Here is a 17,203-nt window from a genome sequence, read left to right as displayed (position 1 = left end):
CATTAACGCGCGCCGCCAGGAGCCTCGCCCGGTCAGAAGCAGGGGCTGGGCGCCGTGAGGTGCGTCCGCCAGAACCAGACGCCGCCGGCCAGGCACACCGCCGGGAGCGCGACCACGGTGGCCGCCTCGAACACGATCGTCATCCCGCTCAGCGCCAGGCCCAACGCGGCACCGGCCGCGCCGACGCGCAGCGCGAACCGCAGCGGCCGGGTGCCCTCCGGGCCGGTCAGCCAGGCCCACGCCCAGGCCAGCATGCCGACCACCACGAACAGCACCCCGGTGGCCGCCAGCGCCGCCACCGGCAGTTTGACCACCGCCATCACCACCAGCACGCCGGCCGCGAGCAGGGCCAGGTTGCCGAGCATCCGGCGGATCACCGAGCGCCCGCGCGCCCCCACCCGGCCGGACCGGCTGGACAGCACGGGAGCGGCCGCGTCGCCGTGGCGGACCTGTAACCGCCCGCACACACAGCGGGTGTAGACGACGGTCCCCTCGGACGTCTCATGGCGCGACACGATCTCGTACGGATCCGCTTCTGGCCAGCCACAACAGGGGCAGTGCCGGGTGCTCATGAATCCAGGATGGCCCGCCGAATCCCATACGTCCATTTCACGTTCCTTCAGAACAACGTATGATCCTGCTACATGATCGACCTGCGCAGGCTGCACGTACTGCGTGTCGTGGACCAGCTCGGCACCATTACCGCCGCGGCGAGTTCGTTGCATCTCACCCCTTCGGCCGTATCGCAGCAGCTTCGGGGGCTCTCACACGATCTTGCGGTGCAGTTGCTGGAGCCGGACGGGCGCCGGGTGCGGCTCACCCCGGCCGCGCATGCGCTGCTCAAGCACGCCGACGACATGGCCGCGCGGTGGGAGGAGGCCCGCGGTGAGCTGCGCGCCTACGCCGAGGAGACCGGCGGCGTGCTGCGGTTGGCCGGCTTCCCCTCGGTGCTGCCCGCGCTGGCCGTCCCGGCCGCGGACATGCTGCGCCGCCGCGAGCCCCGGCTGGAGCTGCGGCTGGTGGAGCTGGAGACCGTCGACGCCTACGAGCGGCTGCTGGTCGGCGAGGTGGACATCGCGATCACGCTGCCGAACCTGGGCGGGCCGACCGCCGACGACCCCCGGTTCGACCAACAGCGGCTGCTCGACGAGCCGCAGGACCTGCTGGTCCCGCTGGACCACCCGTTGGCCGGACGGGACACCGTGGGGCTCGAACAGCTCGCGCACGACGACTGGGTGCTCCCGCCGCCGCACAGCTGCGACCAGTACGAGCTGGTGGCGGTGGCCTGCGCGACCGCCGGCTTCACGCCCAAGATCGCGCACGAGGTCAAGGAGTGGGCGCCGACGATCGCAACCGTCGCGTACGGCTTCGGGGTGTGCCTCAAGCCCAGGCTCGTACCCATCCCCGCCGACACCCCGGTGGCCTGCATCCCGCTGCGCCGGCCCGCGCCCCGCCGCCGCCTGCTCACCTGCACCCGCCGGGGCAGCCGCGAGCAGCGCCCGATCGCCCTCGGCCTGGAAGCGCTCGCCGAGGCCGCGGCCCAGATGAACGCCAAGGCCGCCGCCCGCCAGCAAGCCTGAGGTGACTAGGAACCGGGCAACGCCGGGGTGCCGTGCTCCAAGTACAACGTGGTGCCGTCGCGATACGCACGGTAAGCGTGGGAGAGCCGCCGCTCCAGGCGAGGGATGACGTACTCGCCGAGTCGGTCCACCCGCACCCATTCCCAGTGATCCAGCTCGACACCGTCGACTGCGATGCGCCCCTCGTCCGCGCCGAGCTCACCGCAGCCGAACACGTACAGAATCTTGTCGCCCTCGCCCTCCGACGGCGCCCAGTCCTGTACGAGCAGACGGACCGGGTCCCGCTCGATCCCGATCTCCTCCATCAGCTCGCGCCGACACGCGACCCTCGGCGACTCACCGCGATCGACGTAACCCCCCGGAATGTCCCATCGGTTCCCATAGGTCTTACGCACCAGAAGCAACCGGTCACCGTCGACAAACAACGCCCCGGCGGCGATCCTGGGCGTGGCGAACTCCTCGGTCGGATCACCCACGGCGGCTCGTCCTCGCGATGCCCATGCGGTCGGCAAGGCGGACCAGCTCGATGTGCGGCTCGCCGTGACCGTGCCGAATCCAGGTACATACCAACCGCCGACTCACATAGTGGTTGGCGATTTGATCGGGTGCCAGTCGTTCGGCGGCAAGGACAGTACCAAACGCCGAGTCTTGGCGCCCCGACGCGTTGTAGGCACGCGCCACGTCGAGCAGGTGCCGGACCCGTCGCTCTATTGGAACAGCAGAGGTATCCAGGCCGGGACCGAGGTCGAGTGCAATCTGGACGTCGCCAAGTTCCATCGCTGTATTGATTCGATGAATCTTGACATTCGTCGGCCCGAAGGCCGTCCATAGATGGTTGCCGTCCCCACGGAGGCGCTGTGCCGCGACCTCGGCCTCGTGAAGACAGCCGGCCGTGGAGGCACGATCGCCGGAGCGAGCGGCGGCCATCGAGGCGACCAGGAACAGCGTGCCGTACACGGACCACAGATTGCCATCGCCGTTGACCAGGTACGGCCGTAGGTAGCTGGCGCCCGCCTCGCTGAGCTGTCGGGCCGGCTCGTTCCGTCCGGCTGACAGCAACGCGAACGCGACCGCGCGGATCAGGGATCCGACCACAGCACACTCGCCGCCGCTCTGCGCCGCGGTGAGTCCGCGCTCGGCCGCTACCAATGCAAGACCGGAATCACCCAGCTTGGTGAGAACCGCAGCGGTCGCCTGGTAAGTCAGCGCCAGCAACTCGTGCGCTCGGCACCGCTTATCGTGGTCGCAGTTCCGGGCGGCAAGGATCGTGTCCATGAGCAGAAGCGGCAGTCGGCTCGCGGCAATACTGAACCGAGAGGCCTGATAGGCGTCGAATACGAGTTGGAGCTCGTGTTCAAGCTCCGCAAGCGAGGAGGGCTCCGCATCCAGATCGGGCCCGCTCAGGATCGGTGTCAGCGGTCGGTAATCCATGAGAAGCGCCCGCAGCGCAGACATCGGCGTCGTGTCGCCGTCCGTCGCGTCGCATGCAACACTCGGTTCGCCGATCAGGTCTCCTAAGGAAACCCCGAGGGCGTCCGCCAGCCGGCGAAGGACCGACAGCCTGTCCAACGGGATGTGGCCGTTCTCCACCTTGCTCAGCCAGTCACCCGTTCGGCCGACCAACCCCGCGAGAACCTCTTGCGACAACCCCCTGCGGCGCCGATACCACGCCACACGTTCACCGTTGGTCAGATGCTCTGTACTGCCCCACACTGGTTCAACCCTCCGCCAGTTCAAACGTACCCGGAAGGTAATTCCGGGCTTTCCCGCGGTATCGGTCAACGCTGGTTGCCATGCGAAAACGTCGAACCAGGCCTTCCGACACGCGTCAACCTGAGGCACCGGCGGCACAGTACTTGGTCACCTGGATGACCTGCATCCAAGATCGACTCGAACACGCGGTTACCGACGAAAGGGTTGCCGAGGCTGTCCTCACCCGGTCAGGGCATTACTGGTCGGTGTGCGGCCACCTTGTCTTTCCTCGAGCTCTCTGCGCACCGTCAGGTGAACGCTGCCGACGCTGCTCCACGTTGACAGCGTCAAGAGACGACACCGGCCGGATCCGTTGATGAGCCTCCCTTCTCTCCTCGCCAGATGTCGTGCTCGCGCGCGCCGGTGACCCGAATGCTGTCCATGCCCCGACGCTACGAGTAGATGTGGTCAGATTATGGCCGCATAATCGTGGGCGTGAGCGGGCCGAGCGAGCGGATGCTGGAGCTGCTGTCCCTGCTGCAGACCGGACGGGCCTGGCCGGGCGCGGAGCTGGCCGCCCGGCTGGACACCTCGCCGCGCACGCTGCGCCGGGACGTGGAGCGGCTGCGCGCGATGGGCTACCCGGTGTCGTCCGCGCCGGGGCCGGGCGGCAGCTACCAACTCGTGGCCGGGCGCGCGATGCCGCCGCTGCTGTTCACCGACGAGGAGGCGGTGGCCACCGTGGTCGGGCTCCGGTTTGCCGCGCTGGCCCAGGTCACCGGCGAGACCGGCGCCGCCGAGGGGGCGCTGCGCAAGCTGGAGCAGGTGCTGCCGCCCCGGCTGCGGTACCGGATGGCCGCGATCCAGGCGTCCACCGAGACCGCCATGCGCCGCGCCGCCACCGTGGACCTGGCCGTCCTGCACACCCTGGGCACCGCCGCCTACGCGCACCAGGACGTGCGGTTCGCCTACACCAGCAGGGCGGGCGAGCGCTCCGAGCGGCGGGTGGAGCCGTACCGGCAGGTGCTGCTCGGCCGACGCTGGTACCTGCTCGGCTGGGACCTCGACCGCCGCGACTGGCGCACCTTCCGGCTGGACCGGATCACCGGGCTCACCGTGCCAGGCACCGGCTTCACGCCGCGCGAGCTCCCACCGGACGGGGCCGCCAGCTTCGTGCAGGCCAGCGCCCTGGTGCCGCTGAGCCGACACCAGGGCGTGGTCCGCTTCCAGGCCCCGGTGGAGGTGGTGTCCGAACGGCTGATGGCCGACGCCGGCAGCCTGGAACCGCTGGACGAGCACAGCTGCCGCTACGTCACCGGCGTGGACTCCTGGGAGTGGCTGTCCATCACGCTGGCCATGGTCGGCGTGCCGTACACGGTGGAGAGCCCGCCCGAGCTGATCGAGCACACCCGCGAATTGGCTGTCCGGATCGCGGCCGCGGTGCCACCATCGAGCCGGTGAGTGTGGATCAGGAACGCTGGAACCACAACATCCACTACCACCGCGTGATCCTGGACGCGGTCTCGACCGGCGCCAAGCGGGCACTGGACGTCGGCTGCGGCGAGGGGATCCTGGTCCGGCAGCTGGCGCGGACGGTGCCCGAGGTCGTCGGGATCGACCAGGACGGGCCCAGCATCGAGCTGGCGCGGGAGCACGACGGCGTCGAGTACGTCCACGGCGACTTCCTCGACCACGAGTTCGAGCCCGGCTCGTTCGACCTGGTCGCCTCGGTGGCCACGCTGCACCACATGCCGGCGGCCACCGCGCTGCGCCGGATGCGCGAGCTGCTGCGCCCTGGCGGCGTGCTGGCCGTCGTCGGGCTGGCCCGCGCCCGGCTGCCCGCCGACCTGCCGTACGAGCTGGCCGGGGCGGTCATGCACCGGGTGCACCGCGCCACCAAGGGGTACTGGGAGCACTCCGCGCCGACGGCCTGGCCGCCGCCGGAGACGTACCGGGCCATGCGCCGGATCGCGGCCGAGGAGCTGCCCGGCGCCCGGTTCCGCCGGCATGCGATGTGGCGTTACTCGCTGGTCTGGACGGCCTAAGCGGCGCCGAGCACCTTGGCGTACCGCTCGTTCAGCTCGTCCCAGCCGTACTCCCGCGCCTGGTCGCCCACGATCGGCCCGAACGGCGCGCCGGCCAACAGCGCGTCCGCCACGTCCAGGCACAGGTGCCAGCCGGCGGCCAGCGCGGACGCCCAGTCGCCGTCCCTGCCGGCGAACGTGTGCCGCAGCACCAGCCGCGTGCCGTCCTCGATCGGCGTCAGCTCCCACCGCAGCGCGTCGTCGCCGAACGCGTGCTCGAGCAGCCGGGGCCGGTCGTAGCGGCGCACCGTGCCGTCCATCGACGCCGCCGGCTCGCCGCCGCCCCCGTCGAGCATGGACAGCGAGGCGGCGCCCTCGGCGGTGAGCTCGTGCTCCGCCGTGTACGGCGACCACTGGCGCAGCTGGTCGGGAGAGGTCAGCGCCCGCCAGACGGCTTCGGGGGCGTGCGGAAGGTCACGGGTGAACACCAGGGTCCAGCCGTCGTCGCTGCGCTGCCGGTGGACCGGGACGAGCGGGCTGGGGTGGTAGGTCGTGTTGGTCATGACGTCGAGTATGACCCTCACGGCATATAACCGTCAAGAAATGTTTGAGCGCCCGGAATAGAGCGGCATGCCGGCTCCGTTGGCGGGTACGGAGGAGCGGGAGGTGACGCGGTGGCGGCCGTACTCGATGGGGTCCTGTCGGTGTTTCGGAGCTACCAGCGCGAGCTGGTTTGCGCGCGCTGCGGCAGCGTGGTCGCCTGGGTGCAGCTGCGCCCGTTCCGACAGCCCGAGGTGCGCCACATCAGCGGCCCGGACGTGATCCCGATGGGCGAGAGCCTGGCCAGGGCGGTCGCCCAGACGCGGCTGTCGACGGCCCAGGACACCGGGCGCGACCCGCTGTTCGCCGGCGACCCCGAGCTGGACGGCGCCATCGAGCGCACCCGGCACGAACTGGAGTACCTGAACGGCCAGGGCGGCGAGCCGGTGTACGAGCTGCTCTGCACCGGGTGCGGCTCGCAGCACCTGCGCTCGATGCCGCACCTGAGCTGGATGGTGCGCCGCGCCCCTACCGGCCGGGTACCGCTGCGCTGACCGCCCGCACCCGCACAGTGATCAACAGCGCCGCCAGCGCGACGGCGGCCGCGAGCGCGAACGCCGGCCGGTAGCCGAGGTGGTCGGCGACCAGCCCGCCGGCCGGCCCCGCGACCAGCACGCCGACGTCCCACAGCGAAGTCATCGCGCCCACCGCGAGCCCGGGCGCCCGCGCGTGGGTGCGCTGCAACGTCATAGCGGTGGTGGCCGGGAACATCAGCCCGACGCCGACGCCGGCCAGCGCGGTGCCGAGCAGCACGGCGGGGTCGGTGGGCACGGCGGCCAGCAGGGCAAGGCCGGCGGCCGCGAACCCGAGCACGACCCTGGCCACCGCCGCGCCGCCGTACCTGTCGATCAGCGGGCTGCCGGCCGCGCGGACGGCCAGGAACGCGACGGCGAACACCGTGAGCGCCACGCCCTGCGCGCCACTGCCCTTCCCGGTCAGGTACAGCACCAACAGCGCGGTCAGGGTGCCGTAGCCGTACGAGGCCATGCCCAGGCACAGTCCGGGCAACCCCGCGCCGCGCGGCACCAGGTCGCGCCAGGACGCCAGCCTTGGCCGCGACCTCAACCCCGGCCCGGCCCCGCCGCGCGGTGGCGCCGACCGGAGCCCGGTGCTGGCCACCAACGCGGTGGACACCATCGGCAGCGCGGCCACCACCCACCACGTCACGCCGAACCGGTGCGCGCCGACGGCGACCAGCGGCCCGAGCGCCAGCCCACCCCACATGGACAGCCCGAACCAGCCGGCCACCCGCCCGCGACGGTTCGCCGGCGTCCGCCCGAGCACCCAGGGCAGCGCGGCGGAGAACAACGCCGCCTCGCCCGCGCCCATCACCAGCCGCGCCACCAGCAACACCGCCACGTTCGGCGCGAGCAGATGCCCGAGCGCGGCGACCGTGGTCAGCACCGCGCCCGCGGCCACCATCGGCGCGGCCCGCCCCGCGTCACCGGCCATCCCGGCGAACGGCCTGACCACCGCCGTCGCCGCGAACGCGATGCCGACCGCGAGCCCGGCCACCGCCGGCCCCTCACCGAACCGCTCGACCAGGTACCCGGGCAGCTCCTGCAGCGTCGCGCCGAGCGCCAGGTAACCGCACAGCACCGCCACCCACAACCGCCGCACCGGCGTCCGCACCACCTGCCCCAGATCGGCGTTTACGCTCGTCATAGACGAGACGGTACAGTTCGGTACTGTCACAGTACAAGTCGGTATCCTCAGACCCGTGACCACGACGACACCCGGCACCGCCGCAACCAGGGACCGCATCCTGGAGACCGCCGCCGCGCTGTTCTACGAGCACGGCATCCACGCCGTCGGGGTCAACGAGATCGCCGCCAGGGCGCGCGCGTCGAAGCTGAGCATGTACAGGTACTTCGCGTCCAAGGACGACCTGGTCGCCGCGATCCTGACCGAGCACAGCGACAAGATCCACGCCTGGCTGGAGCGCAAGACCGCCGACGCCCCGGCGGGCCCGGCCCGGGTGCTGTCGGTGTTCGATCTGCTCATCACCTGGTTCGCCCAGCCCGGCTACCACGGCTGCACGGTGATCAACACGGTCACGGACACCCGCGCCGACCCGCGCACGGCGGCCATCGCGCGCCGCCACCTCACCCGCTACCGGGGCCTGCTCACCGCGCGCCTGCGCGAGTCCGGCCTCCCCCCGCACGCCGACCCCGACGCGCTGGCCCGCCAGCTGCTCCTGCTCATCGAGGGCGCCAGCGTCGTCACCACCATCGACGGCTCCCCCACCGCCGGCGCCGACGCCCGTGCCGCCGCCTCGGCGCTGCTCGCCGCGGCGACCTGACCCGCGTACTAGCGTGGCGGTATGCCGCACTTTGACGTCGTTGTGCTCGGGGCCGGGCCTGGCGGGTATGTCGCCGCGATCCGGGCCGCCCAGCTCGGGCTGCAGGTTGGGATCGTCGAGGAGAAGTACTGGGGCGGGGTGTGCCTGAACGTGGGCTGCATCCCGTCCAAGGCCTTACTCCGCAACGCCGAGCTGGCGCACATCGTCACCAGGGAGGCCAAGACGTTCGGCATCTCCGGCGATGTGAGCTTCGACTTCGGCGCGGCGTACGACCGCAGCCGGATCGTGGCCGACGGCCGGGTCAAGGGCGTGCACTTCCTGATGCGCAAGAACAAGATCACCGAGTTCGACGGGCGCGGCACCTTCCGCAACGCGCACTCCCTCGACGTGGCGCTGTCCGACGGCGGCACTGAGACGATCACGTTCAACAACGCGATCATCGCCACCGGCGCGGAGACCAAGCTGCTGCCGGGCACCACGCTGTCCGAGCGGGTGGTGACCTACGAGGAGCAGATCCTCACCCGCGAGCTGCCGGAGAGCGTGATCATCGCCGGCGCCGGCGCGATCGGCGTGGAGTTCGCCTACGTGCTCGCCAACTACGGCGTGCGGGTGACCATCGTGGAGTTCCTGGACCGCATGCTCCCGCTGGAGGACGCCGACGTCTCCAAGGAGCTGGCCAAGCGGTACCGCAAGCTCGGCGTCGAGGTGCTCACCTCCACCCGGGTGGAGTCCATCGTGGACAGCGGCTCGGACGGCGTCGAGGTCACCGTGACCGGCGCGGACGGGGCTACCAAACAGCTGCGCGCGGACAAGGTGCTGCAGGCGATCGGCTTCACGCCCAGGGTGAAGGGGTACGGGCTGGAGGGCACCGGCGTGGCGCTGACCGAGCGCGGCGCCATCCAGATCGACGACCGGATGCGGACCAGCGTGCCGCACATCTACGCGATCGGCGACGTCACCGCCAAGCTGATGCTCGCGCACGTCGGCGAGGCCCAGGGCGTGGTGGCCGCCGAGACCATCGCCGGCGCCGAGACCCAGGAACTGGACTACACGATGATGCCGCGCGCCACGTTCTGCCAGCCGCAGGTGGCCAGCTTCGGCTACACCGAGGCGCAGGCCCGCGAGCTGGCGCCCGAACGCGGCTGGAAGATCAAGGTCGCGCAGTTCCCGTTCACCGCGAACGGCAAGGCGCAGGGCCTCGCCGACCCCACCGGCTTCGTCAAGCTGATCAGCGACGACACCTACGGCGAGCTGCTCGGCGGCCACCTGATCGGCCCCGAGGTCACCGAGCTGCTGCCCGAGCTGACCCTGGCCCAGCGCTGGGACCTCACCGCCCACGAGCTGGCCCGCAACGTGCACGCCCACCCGACCCTGTCCGAGGGCCTGCAGGAGGCCATCCACGGCCTCACCCACGGCATGATCAACTTCTAGAGACCCGTGAGTGGTTAGCGTTGCTATGACAACGCTAACCACTCACGGGTTGGGTTACGGGCGGGCCAGGGCGGCGCCGATGGCCACGAACAGCCCGCCGGTGATGGCGTCGATGGCCTTGCGGGCTCGGGCGTAGGCGGCGATCGCGGCGGGCACGCTGGCCAGCACCGCGACCGTGGCGAACCAGGCCATTGCGGTGGTCAGCATGGCCACGAGCACCTCTGCCCTGGCGAGCGAGCCGGCCTGCGCCGGCAGCAGCGTGGCGAACAGCGCGCCGTGGAAGACCAGCGCCTTCGGGTTGGCCAGGTTGGTCAGCAGCCCGAGCCGCCAGCTCCGCCAGCCGGACACCGGCGCGGGCCGTTCATCGTCCGCCTCGACCGGACGGTCCGGAGCGCGCCGCCACGCCGAGCGCAGCGTGGTCAGCCCGTAGACGATCAGGAACGCGGCGCCGGCCAGCCGCACCCCGGTGTAGAGGTGCTCGTAGCGGGCGAGCAGCGCGCTCACGCCGGCCAGCGCGGCCACCACCCAGCAGGCCTGGCCGGTGACCACCCCGACCGCCGCGAGGACGCCGGCCCGCCGGGACCGGGTGGCGGACGTGCGCAGCACCACCAGGAAGTCCGGGCCGGGGCTGACCAGCGCCACGATCCAGGCGGCCAGCAGCGGCAGGTACGGCAGCACCGTCACGACGCGGCCGCCTCGACGACGATCCGCTCCACCCGGGGCGCCGCGACGCGCACGTAGTCCTCGGTGTTCAGCGCCATCGACCTGTCCAGCCGGGCGGCGTTGAAGTACAGCTCGGGCGCGTCGAGCAGGCTCGGGTCCACGATCAGTTCCAGCCGCTCGTGGTAGCTGAACGGCAGCACGGTGCCGGACACGCTGCCGGCCAGCTCCTCCGCCCGCTCGGTGCCGGCGAAGCCGACGTAGCTGCCGCCGTACAGCCCCTTGACCGTCGCCAGGCACACCCGGGCGTCGCCGGGCACCACCGCGAGCACGTACCGGCTCTGCTTCTTGCCCACCTTCACCAGCACCACCAGGCACTTCGCCGCGTGCCGCACGTCGTTGCCGCGCAGCGCGCTGACCAGGTCGGTCTGTCCCTCCGGTGGGTGGTCGATCAGCCGGTACCGCGCCCCGGCCGCGTCCAGGTCGGCGATCAACCGGGAGTACATATCGGCCTCGACCTGCGTGTCACCACTCACCGCTCAGCTGCTCCTTCACCGAAGCGATCCGCTCCTCGTCCCGCTTGTAGAACACCCACTGCTTGATCTTCTTGCCCCGGACCAACCCCGCCCGGCTGAGCACCTTGAGATGCTCGCCGCAGCTCGGCTGGCTGATCCCGAGCTTCTCCGCGATGAACAGCGAGCACACCCCGTCCTCGACGAGGTCGCCGTCCCGCTGCGGCGGGAAATGCGCCTCCGGGTCCCGCAGCCAGCCCAGGATCAGCACCCGCTTGTCGTTGGCGAGCGCCTTGGCCAGCTCCACGTCCAGCACGGCCTCCAACTTAGGGAATTAGCTAATTACCTGTCAATCGGAGTCCTTGGCGAGGCGGCGCAGGGCGTCCAGGCGCGCGTCCCAGGCCGAGGCGATCTCGTCCAGCCGGCGCGCGGTGTCGGACAGCCGCTCCGGCCTTGGCACGAACCGCACCTCCCGCCCGACCCGACGGCGCCGCACCAACCCGCCGCGCTCCAGCACCCCGAGGTGTTTGATCACCGCCGCCCGGCTCACCGGCAGCTCGCGGCACAACGCCGACGCGCTGCGCTCCCGCTCGGACAGCATCGCCAGCACGCGCCACCGCGTCGGATCGGCCAGCGCCGCCATCACCTCCGACAACGGCGGCTCACCGGCCATCAGCCGGGCACCCGGCCGCCCGCAAGCTCGGCCAGGCCGGCCAACCCGCCGCTCCAGCCCTGCTCGGTGGCGTCGCGGTGGGCCCGCCGCTCGTCCTCGGACACCTCCAGCTCGGCGAACCCGGACTCCGTGACCCGCACCAGGGTCCGCTCGCCGGGCAACGACAGCAGCTCGAACTCGACGCGCGTCTGCCGCCCCGGCCCGGGCTCGACGTCCGGAACGACCGAGTACCGGTAGACCAGCGACGTCGGCGGCCGCACCCGCTCGATCACGCCGAGGAACCGCCCGTGCTCCCGCCAGAAGTGCTCGATCACGCCGCCGGGACGCAGGTCCACCCGAGCGCCGTCGAACGCGTACCAGACCCGAAGCGGTTACACATCAAGCGGGCGCGGGCTCCAGCAGGCCGAGGTGCTCCAGGGCGGTGCGGATGACGGCGGTCTCGGCCTCGTCGGCGGGGACCAGCGGCAGCCGAGGCCTGCCCACCCGGTGGCCGAGCATGTTCAGCGCGGCCTTGACCGGGATCGGGTTCGTGGTCAGGAAAATCGCGTCGTACAGCTCCCGCAGCGACGCATCGATCGCCGCCCGCTGGTCGGGTTCGTCGACCATCCGCCGCATCTGGTCGCCGGCAATGTGGCTCGACACCACGATCCCGCCGCAGCCGCCCATGTCCAGCACCCGGGCGAACGCCCCGCAGTTCCCCGCGTACACGCCCAGCCCGTCGATCGGCGCCAGGCTGTCGTCGTTGGCCTGCTTGACGTAGTCGATGCGCTCGATCTGGGCCAGCTCGGCGAGGAAGTCGTTCGGCAGGTCCAGAACCACCCGGGAGGGGATGTTGTAGAGGATCACGGGCTTGTCGGTGGCCGCCGCCACCTCGCGGTAGTGCGCGACGATCCCGCGCCGGTTGGGCTTGTTGTAGTACGGGGTCACCGAGAGCACGCCGTCCACGCCGAACTCGGTGGCGCGCTCGGTCATCCGGCACGCCTGGCGGGTGTTGTTGGACCCGGTGCTGGCCACGATGGTCGTGCCCGGCGGGCGGTTCTCGCAGGCCAGCTTGATGATGCGCAGGTGCTCGGCGCTGTCCAGGGTCGCCGACTCACCGGTCGACGCGCACACCACGAAGCCGTCGGAGCCGTGCTTGGCCAGGTGGTGCATCAGGTCGACGAACGCCTCCTCGTCGAACGCGAGGTCGTCGTCGAACGGGGTGACGATGGCGGTGAGCACGGTGCCGAGGGACGTGGACATGGCGTGAGCATCCCGCCTTACACGGGCCTTCGTCGAGTCACTTTACGATTTCCTCATGGCCACGATCCGCGAGCTGGAGCTGGGAGATGTCGAGGATGTTGTCGCCCTGCTCGCCGTGCTGTTCGAGCAGGAAGCGGACTTCACACCGGACGCCGCCCGACAACGAAGGGCGCTGTATGCACTGTTGACCGAGCCGGAGCGCGGCGCCTTACTGGTCGCCACCGGTGACGAGCGCGACGACGGGTCCGGGCGGGCGGTGGGCTGCGTGCTGCTGCAGCGGGCGCTGTCCACGGCGGTCGGCGGGGACGTCTGCTGGCTGGAGGACTTCGTCGTCCACCCCGACCACCGGGGCAAGGGCATCGGCCGCCAGCTGCTCGACGCGGCGGTGCGGGAGGCCGAGCGGCGCAAGTGGGCACAGATCAGCGTGCTCACCGACCACGACAACGAACGCGCCCAAGCCATGTACACCGACGCCGGGTTCAAACGTTCCGGGATGGTGCTGCTCCGGCACACCTGCTGAGCCGGAGTTCGCGCGTGTGCGGAGTGCACCGTCGGGGGAAATGCATTCCGCAGGCGCGAAATTACTGAACATCTCTTTAACGGACGGTACGGCCATGTTATAAGTCGATGATGCGGACCGCCTCGGTGATCGCCTGTATCGCTGTTGTGCTCCTCTCCGGCTGCGGGACCGCGGCACCCCCGCCACCCCCGCCGGCGGCGGCGCCGCAAACCGACCGGGCGGCCTTCCGCGACCTCTACAAGGAACTGGTGGAGACCAACACCACCTTCTCCGCCGGCGACTGCACCCTGGCCGCCCAGCGAATGGCCGCCCGACTGAAGAAGGCCGGCTACCCGGACGGCGACCTCAACGTGTTCGTCCCGCCGGACCACCCCAAGGACGGCGGCCTGGTCGCGACCCTGCATGGCACCGACCCGGCCAGCAAGGCGATCCTGCTGCTCGCGCACATCGACGTCGTCGAGGCCAAACAGGAGGACTGGGGCCGCGACCCGTTCAAGCTCGTCGAGGACAACGGCTACTTCACCGCGCGCGGTGCCAGCGACGACAAGTCCATGGCCGCGGTCTGGGTGGACAGCCTGATCCGCTACCGCGCGGAGGGGTTCCGGCCGAAGCGTGACCTCAAGGTCGCGCTGACCTGCGGTGAGGAAGGCGGCGGGCAGGTCAACGGCGCCGAGTGGCTGGTCAAGAACCACCGCGACTGGATCGACGCCGCGTTCGCCCTGAACGAGGGCGCCGAGGGCGTGCTCGACGAGCAGAACAAGAAGGTCAACCTGGAGATCCAGGCCGGCGAGAAGGTCTACCAGGACTTCACCTTCCGGACCACCGACCACGGTGGGCACAGCTCGCGCCCGGAGGCGTTCAACGCCATCCACGCGCTGGGCGGCGCGCTCGCCCGGCTCGGCGCCTTCTCCTTCCCGGTCCAGCTCAACGAGGTCACCCGCACCTACTTCGAACGCCAGGGCGCCCTGACGCCCGGGCCGATGGGCCAGGCCATGAAGGCGCTGGCCGCCAACCCGAACGACGCCGCGGCCGCCGCGACCCTGTCGGCGGACCCGCTGCACAACGCGACGATGCGCACCACCTGCGTGGCGACCGAGCTCAAGGGCGGGCACGCGACGAACGCGCTGCCCCAGCTCGCCGAGGCGAACGTGAACTGCCGGATCCTGCCCGGCGTCCAGGGCGCCGAGGTCCGCCAGACGCTGATCAACGTGGTGAACGACCCCAAGGTCTCCGTCGAGCCGGTCGGCCCGTTCAGCGCCGCCGCGCCGGTACCGCCGCTGTCCGAGACGGTCCTCGGGCCGATCCGCCAGGTGTCGGAGAAGATGTGGCCCGGCGTCCCGCTGGTGCCGACCCAGTCCACCGGCGCCACCGACGGCTCCTACCTCAACGAGGGCGGCATCCCCACCTACGGCCTGAGCGGCCAGTTCATCCGCCCCGGGGACGACCACATCCACGGCCTGAACGAACGCATCCCGGTCCAGGCGCTCTACGAGTCGCGCGACTTCCTCTACGAGGTCACCAAGCTCTACGCCAACTCCTGACCCCGCTCGGGCAGTGCCGGCACGCCGTGCTCCAGGTAGAGCGTGGTCCCGACGCGGTGCGCGCGGTACGCCTGCGACAGCCGCCGGTACAGCCGCGGGATGACGTACTCGTCGATCCGGTCGACGGCCACCCACTCCCAGCCGTCCAGCTCGACGCCGTCCACCGCGATGCGCCGCTCGTCCGCGCCAAGCTCGCCGCAGTCGAACACGTAGAGGATCCTGTCGCCCTCCGGATCGGACGGCGCCCAGTCGTGCACGAGCACCCGGATCGGCTCCCGCTCGATCCCGAGCTCTTCGCGAAGCTCCCGGCGGCACGCCATTCTCGGCGACTCGCCCCGGTCGACGACGCCGCCCGGGATGTCCCACCGGTTCCCGTACGTCTTGCGCACCAGCAGCACCCGGTCGCCGTCCACGAACAACGCGCCCGCCGCGACCAGAGGCGTGGCGAACCGCTCGGCCGGGCTGCTCACGAGACGGATAGTAGGCAGGATGTCCCGACACGGTCGGGGGAAATGCATTCCGCAGGCGCGAATTGCTGAAACATCTCTTCAGCGGACGGTTCGATCATGTTATAAGTCGATGATGCGGACCGCCTCGGTGATCGCCTGTATCGCTGTCGTGCTCCTCTCCGGATGCGGGTCCGCCGCCCCACCGCCGTCGGCACCACCCCCGGCGACACCAACCGACCAGGCCGCCTTCCGCGACCTCTACAAGGAGCTGGTCGAGACCAACACCAGCGCCTCCGCCGGCGACTGCACACTGGCCGCCCAGCGAATGGCCGCCCGCCTGAAGAAGGCCGGCTACCCCGACGGCGACCTCAACGTGTTCGTCCCGCCCGACCACCCCAAGGACGGCGGCCTCATCGCCACCCTGCACGGCACCGACCCCGCCAGCAAACCAATCCTCCTGCTCGCCCACATCGACGTCGTCGAGGCAAAGCAAGAGGACTGGGGACGCGACCCGTTCAAGCTCGTCGAAGAAAACGGCTACTTCACCGCCCGAGGCGCCGTCGACGACAAGTCCATGGCCGCGATCTGGGTGGACAGCCTGATCCGCTACCGCGCCGAGAACTTCCGCCCGAAGCACGACATCAAGATCGCGCTGACCTGCGGCGAGGAAGGCGGCGCCCAGGTCAACGGCGCCGAGTGGCTGGTCAAGAACCACCGCGACTGGATCGACGCCGCCTTCGCCCTCAACGAAGGCGCCGCCGGCACGCTGGACGAGCAGAACAACCGGGTGTCGCTGGACATCCAGGCCGGCGAGAAGGTCTACCAGAACTTCACCCTGCGCACGACGGACCCGGGCGGGCACAGCTCGCGCCCCGGCCCGTTCAACGCCATCGGGGCGCTCGGCGGCGCGCTGGCGCGCATCTCGGCGTTCAACTTCCCAACGCAGGTCAACGACGTGACCAGGGCCTCCTTCGAGCGTCGCGGCGCGCTCACCCCCGGCCCGATGGGGCAGGCTATGAAGGCGCTGGCGGCCAACCCGAACGACGCCGCGGCCGCCGCCACCCTGTCCGCCGACCCGGTGTTCAACGCGACGCTGCGCACCACCTGCGTGCCGACCCAGATCCAGGGCGGGCACGCCCGCAACGCGTTGCCGCAGCAGGCCGAGGCGAACGTGAACTGCCGCATCTTCCCCGGCACCCCCGGCGCGGACGTACAGAAGACCCTGACCGACGTGATCAACGACCCGAAGATCACGATCCAGCCCGTCGAGCCGTTCACCTCCGCCGCACCGGTGCCGCCGTTGTCGGACACGATCCTGCGGCCCGCCACGGAGGTCGCGGCGAAGATGTGGCCCGGCGTCCCGCTGATCCCGACCCAGTCCACCGGCGCCACCGACGGCCGCTACCTCAACGAGGGCGGCATCCCCACCTACGGCCTGAGCGGCCGGTTCTACCGCACCGGTGACGACCACACCCACGGCCTGAACGAGCGCATCCTGGCCCGCTCGCTCTACGAGTCGCGCGACTACCTCTACGAGGTCACCAAGCTCTACGCGAACTCCTGAACCGAGGGGTCGGCCGTCAGGGCAGCAGGATCACCTGGCCTTCCCGCAGGCCCGATCTGACCTCGGTGAGCTCGGCGTTGGCCGCCCCGGCGCCGAACGGCACCTTGAGCGGCTTTCCGTCCGGGCCTTCTACCGTCGCGTACGACCGGCCGCCCTGCTTGGTCACGGCCGCGGTCGGCATCACCAGCACGTCGTGCGCCGAGCCCACCGTGCCGCGCCCCACCTGGGCCGTCCGCACGATCGGCCGCTCACCGCCACCGTCGCCACAGCCCGCCAGCACCGCCGCGCCCAGCGACATCGCGAGCACCGCGACCACCGCTGTCCTCGCCCGGAACCACATCGCGATCACCACTCCCCTCGGCCGGAAACGCCTCATCCGGACCGACCGGTACCGGGCGCCGGAGGTTGGGGAG

At 70.9% G+C, this 17,203-nt stretch carries 21 protein-coding genes and 1 pseudogene; 9 read left to right on the top strand and 13 right to left on the bottom strand.

The annotated features are described in order from the left end of the window. Positions 1-32 precede the first annotated feature (32 nt). On the bottom strand, positions 33-572 hold the full coding sequence (locus N912_RS65260; RefSeq protein WP_084211173.1) for a hypothetical protein: 540 nt from the start codon (positions 570-572) through the stop codon (positions 33-35). A 72-nt stretch (positions 573-644) separates the two neighbouring features. On the opposite strand from N912_RS65260, the gene N912_RS0125100 reads away from it, so the two are divergent. Then, on the top strand, positions 645-1,580 hold the full coding sequence (locus N912_RS0125100; protein WP_028924561.1) for a LysR family transcriptional regulator: 936 nt from the start codon (positions 645-647) through the stop codon (positions 1,578-1,580). A gap of 5 nt (positions 1,581-1,585) precedes the next feature. Here N912_RS0125100 and N912_RS0125095 read toward each other — a convergent pair whose 3' ends face one another. Together N912_RS0125095 and N912_RS0125090 are read right to left on the bottom strand one after the other, a co-directional pair. Further along, on the bottom strand, positions 1,586-2,056 hold the full coding sequence (locus N912_RS0125095) for an NUDIX domain-containing protein (RefSeq protein WP_028924560.1): 471 nt from the start codon (positions 2,054-2,056) through the stop codon (positions 1,586-1,588). Then, on the bottom strand, positions 2,049-3,422 hold the full coding sequence (locus N912_RS0125090) for a helix-turn-helix domain-containing protein (protein ID WP_211261375.1): 1,374 nt from the start codon (positions 3,420-3,422) through the stop codon (positions 2,049-2,051). Before N912_RS0125090 ends, N912_RS0125095 begins: the two co-directional genes overlap by 8 nt. A gap of 345 nt (positions 3,423-3,767) precedes the next feature. Here N912_RS0125090 and N912_RS0125085 point away from each other — a divergent pair, with 345 nt between their 5' ends. Together N912_RS0125085 and N912_RS0125080 are read left to right on the top strand one after the other, a co-directional pair. Further along, positions 3,768-4,733, top strand: a complete 966-nt coding sequence (locus N912_RS0125085; RefSeq protein ID WP_028924558.1) for a helix-turn-helix transcriptional regulator — start codon at positions 3,768-3,770, stop codon at positions 4,731-4,733. Next, the gene (locus N912_RS0125080; RefSeq protein WP_028924557.1) at positions 4,730-5,317 is read left to right on the top strand and encodes a class I SAM-dependent methyltransferase; all 588 of its coding nucleotides are present in this window, start codon (positions 4,730-4,732) and stop codon (positions 5,315-5,317) included. Before N912_RS0125085 ends, N912_RS0125080 begins: the two co-directional genes overlap by 4 nt. On the opposite strand, the gene N912_RS0125075 is transcribed toward N912_RS0125080, so the two are convergent. Further along, complete coding sequence (locus tag N912_RS0125075; RefSeq protein WP_028924556.1) at positions 5,314-5,859, bottom strand: SRPBCC family protein; 546 nt, start codon at positions 5,857-5,859, stop codon at positions 5,314-5,316. The genes N912_RS0125080 and N912_RS0125075 overlap by 4 nt on opposite strands. 111 nt (positions 5,860-5,970) lie before the next feature. Between N912_RS0125075 and N912_RS0125070 the strand changes: the two genes are divergently transcribed. Continuing rightward, positions 5,971-6,390: a hypothetical protein gene (locus N912_RS0125070; protein WP_028924555.1), complete on the top strand. Its 420-nt coding sequence runs from the start codon at positions 5,971-5,973 to the stop codon at positions 6,388-6,390. On the opposite strand, the gene N912_RS0125065 is transcribed toward N912_RS0125070, so the two are convergent. Next, positions 6,365-7,561 carry an MFS transporter gene (locus tag N912_RS0125065; RefSeq protein ID WP_051580735.1) on the bottom strand — a complete coding sequence of 399 codons (1,197 nt, stop codon included), beginning with the start codon at positions 7,559-7,561 and terminating at the stop codon, positions 6,365-6,367. The two genes, N912_RS0125070 and N912_RS0125065, sit on opposite strands and share 26 nt — an antisense overlap. A 55-nt stretch (positions 7,562-7,616) precedes the next feature. Here N912_RS0125065 and N912_RS66500 point away from each other — a divergent pair, with 55 nt between their 5' ends. Together N912_RS66500 and lpdA are read left to right on the top strand one after the other, a co-directional pair. Then, positions 7,617-8,198 carry a TetR/AcrR family transcriptional regulator gene (locus N912_RS66500; protein WP_037066323.1) on the top strand — a complete coding sequence of 194 codons (582 nt, stop codon included), beginning with the start codon at positions 7,617-7,619 and terminating at the stop codon, positions 8,196-8,198. A gap of 21 nt (positions 8,199-8,219) precedes the next feature. After that, the gene (lpdA, locus tag N912_RS0125055) at positions 8,220-9,629 is read left to right on the top strand and encodes a dihydrolipoyl dehydrogenase (RefSeq protein ID WP_028924552.1); all 1,410 of its coding nucleotides are present in this window, start codon (positions 8,220-8,222) and stop codon (positions 9,627-9,629) included. A gap of 54 nt (positions 9,630-9,683) precedes the next feature. On the opposite strand, the gene N912_RS0125050 is transcribed toward lpdA, so the two are convergent. The 6 genes and pseudogenes from N912_RS0125050 to dapA all read right to left on the bottom strand — a co-directional run bounded on the left by N912_RS0125050 (position 9,684) and on the right by dapA (position 12,716). Then, the gene (locus N912_RS0125050; protein WP_051580734.1) at positions 9,684-10,313 is read right to left on the bottom strand and encodes a LysE family translocator; all 630 of its coding nucleotides are present in this window, start codon (positions 10,311-10,313) and stop codon (positions 9,684-9,686) included. Continuing rightward, positions 10,310-10,825 (bottom strand): YbaK/EbsC family protein, encoded by a 516-nt coding sequence (locus N912_RS0125045; RefSeq protein ID WP_028924550.1) that lies wholly within the window; start codon positions 10,823-10,825, stop codon positions 10,310-10,312. The genes N912_RS0125050 and N912_RS0125045 overlap by 4 nt, the downstream gene beginning before the upstream one ends. After that, the gene (locus tag N912_RS0125040) at positions 10,815-11,117 is read right to left on the bottom strand and encodes an ArsR/SmtB family transcription factor (protein WP_028924549.1); all 303 of its coding nucleotides are present in this window, start codon (positions 11,115-11,117) and stop codon (positions 10,815-10,817) included. Before N912_RS0125040 ends, N912_RS0125045 begins: the two co-directional genes overlap by 11 nt. A 33-nt stretch (positions 11,118-11,150) precedes the next feature. After that, positions 11,151-11,474, bottom strand: a complete 324-nt coding sequence (locus tag N912_RS0125035; protein ID WP_028924548.1) for an ArsR/SmtB family transcription factor — start codon at positions 11,472-11,474, stop codon at positions 11,151-11,153. Then, positions 11,474-11,827 (bottom strand): annotated as a pseudogene (locus tag N912_RS54470) (SRPBCC domain-containing protein); the annotation flags it as partial. The gene N912_RS0125035 and the pseudogene N912_RS54470, both read right to left, overlap by 1 nt. Before the next feature lie 25 nt (positions 11,828-11,852). Then, complete coding sequence (gene dapA / locus N912_RS0125025) at positions 11,853-12,716, bottom strand: 4-hydroxy-tetrahydrodipicolinate synthase (RefSeq protein WP_028924547.1); 864 nt, start codon at positions 12,714-12,716, stop codon at positions 11,853-11,855. A gap of 55 nt (positions 12,717-12,771) precedes the next feature. Here dapA and N912_RS0125020 point away from each other — a divergent pair, with 55 nt between their 5' ends. Beyond that, the gene (locus tag N912_RS0125020; RefSeq protein WP_037066316.1) at positions 12,772-13,236 is read left to right on the top strand and encodes a GNAT family N-acetyltransferase; all 465 of its coding nucleotides are present in this window, start codon (positions 12,772-12,774) and stop codon (positions 13,234-13,236) included. A gap of 107 nt (positions 13,237-13,343) precedes the next feature. Further along, complete coding sequence (locus N912_RS0125015) at positions 13,344-14,777, top strand: M20/M25/M40 family metallo-hydrolase (RefSeq protein ID WP_211261374.1); 1,434 nt, start codon at positions 13,344-13,346, stop codon at positions 14,775-14,777. On the opposite strand, the gene N912_RS0125010 is transcribed toward N912_RS0125015, so the two are convergent. Continuing rightward, positions 14,762-15,247, bottom strand: a complete 486-nt coding sequence (locus N912_RS0125010) for an NUDIX domain-containing protein (protein WP_028924544.1) — start codon at positions 15,245-15,247, stop codon at positions 14,762-14,764. The two genes, N912_RS0125015 and N912_RS0125010, sit on opposite strands and share 16 nt — an antisense overlap. A 109-nt stretch (positions 15,248-15,356) precedes the next feature. Between N912_RS0125010 and N912_RS0125005 the strand changes: the two genes are divergently transcribed. Continuing rightward, positions 15,357-16,790 (top strand): M20/M25/M40 family metallo-hydrolase, encoded by a 1,434-nt coding sequence (locus N912_RS0125005; RefSeq protein WP_028924543.1) that lies wholly within the window; start codon positions 15,357-15,359, stop codon positions 16,788-16,790. A 16-nt stretch (positions 16,791-16,806) separates the two neighbouring features. On the opposite strand, the gene N912_RS0125000 is transcribed toward N912_RS0125005, so the two are convergent. Next, entirely contained in the window at positions 16,807-17,166 is a 360-nt protein-coding gene (locus tag N912_RS0125000) for a hypothetical protein (protein ID WP_156993967.1), read from the bottom strand. Positions 17,167-17,203: the final 37 nt, after the last annotated feature.

The sequence above is a fragment of the Actinospineispora acaciae DSM 45401 genome (assembly GCF_000620785.1).
Classification (GTDB): Bacteria; Actinomycetota; Actinomycetes; order Mycobacteriales; family Pseudonocardiaceae; genus Pseudonocardia; species Pseudonocardia acaciae.
This window is presented reverse-complemented; position numbering and strand designations above follow the sequence as displayed.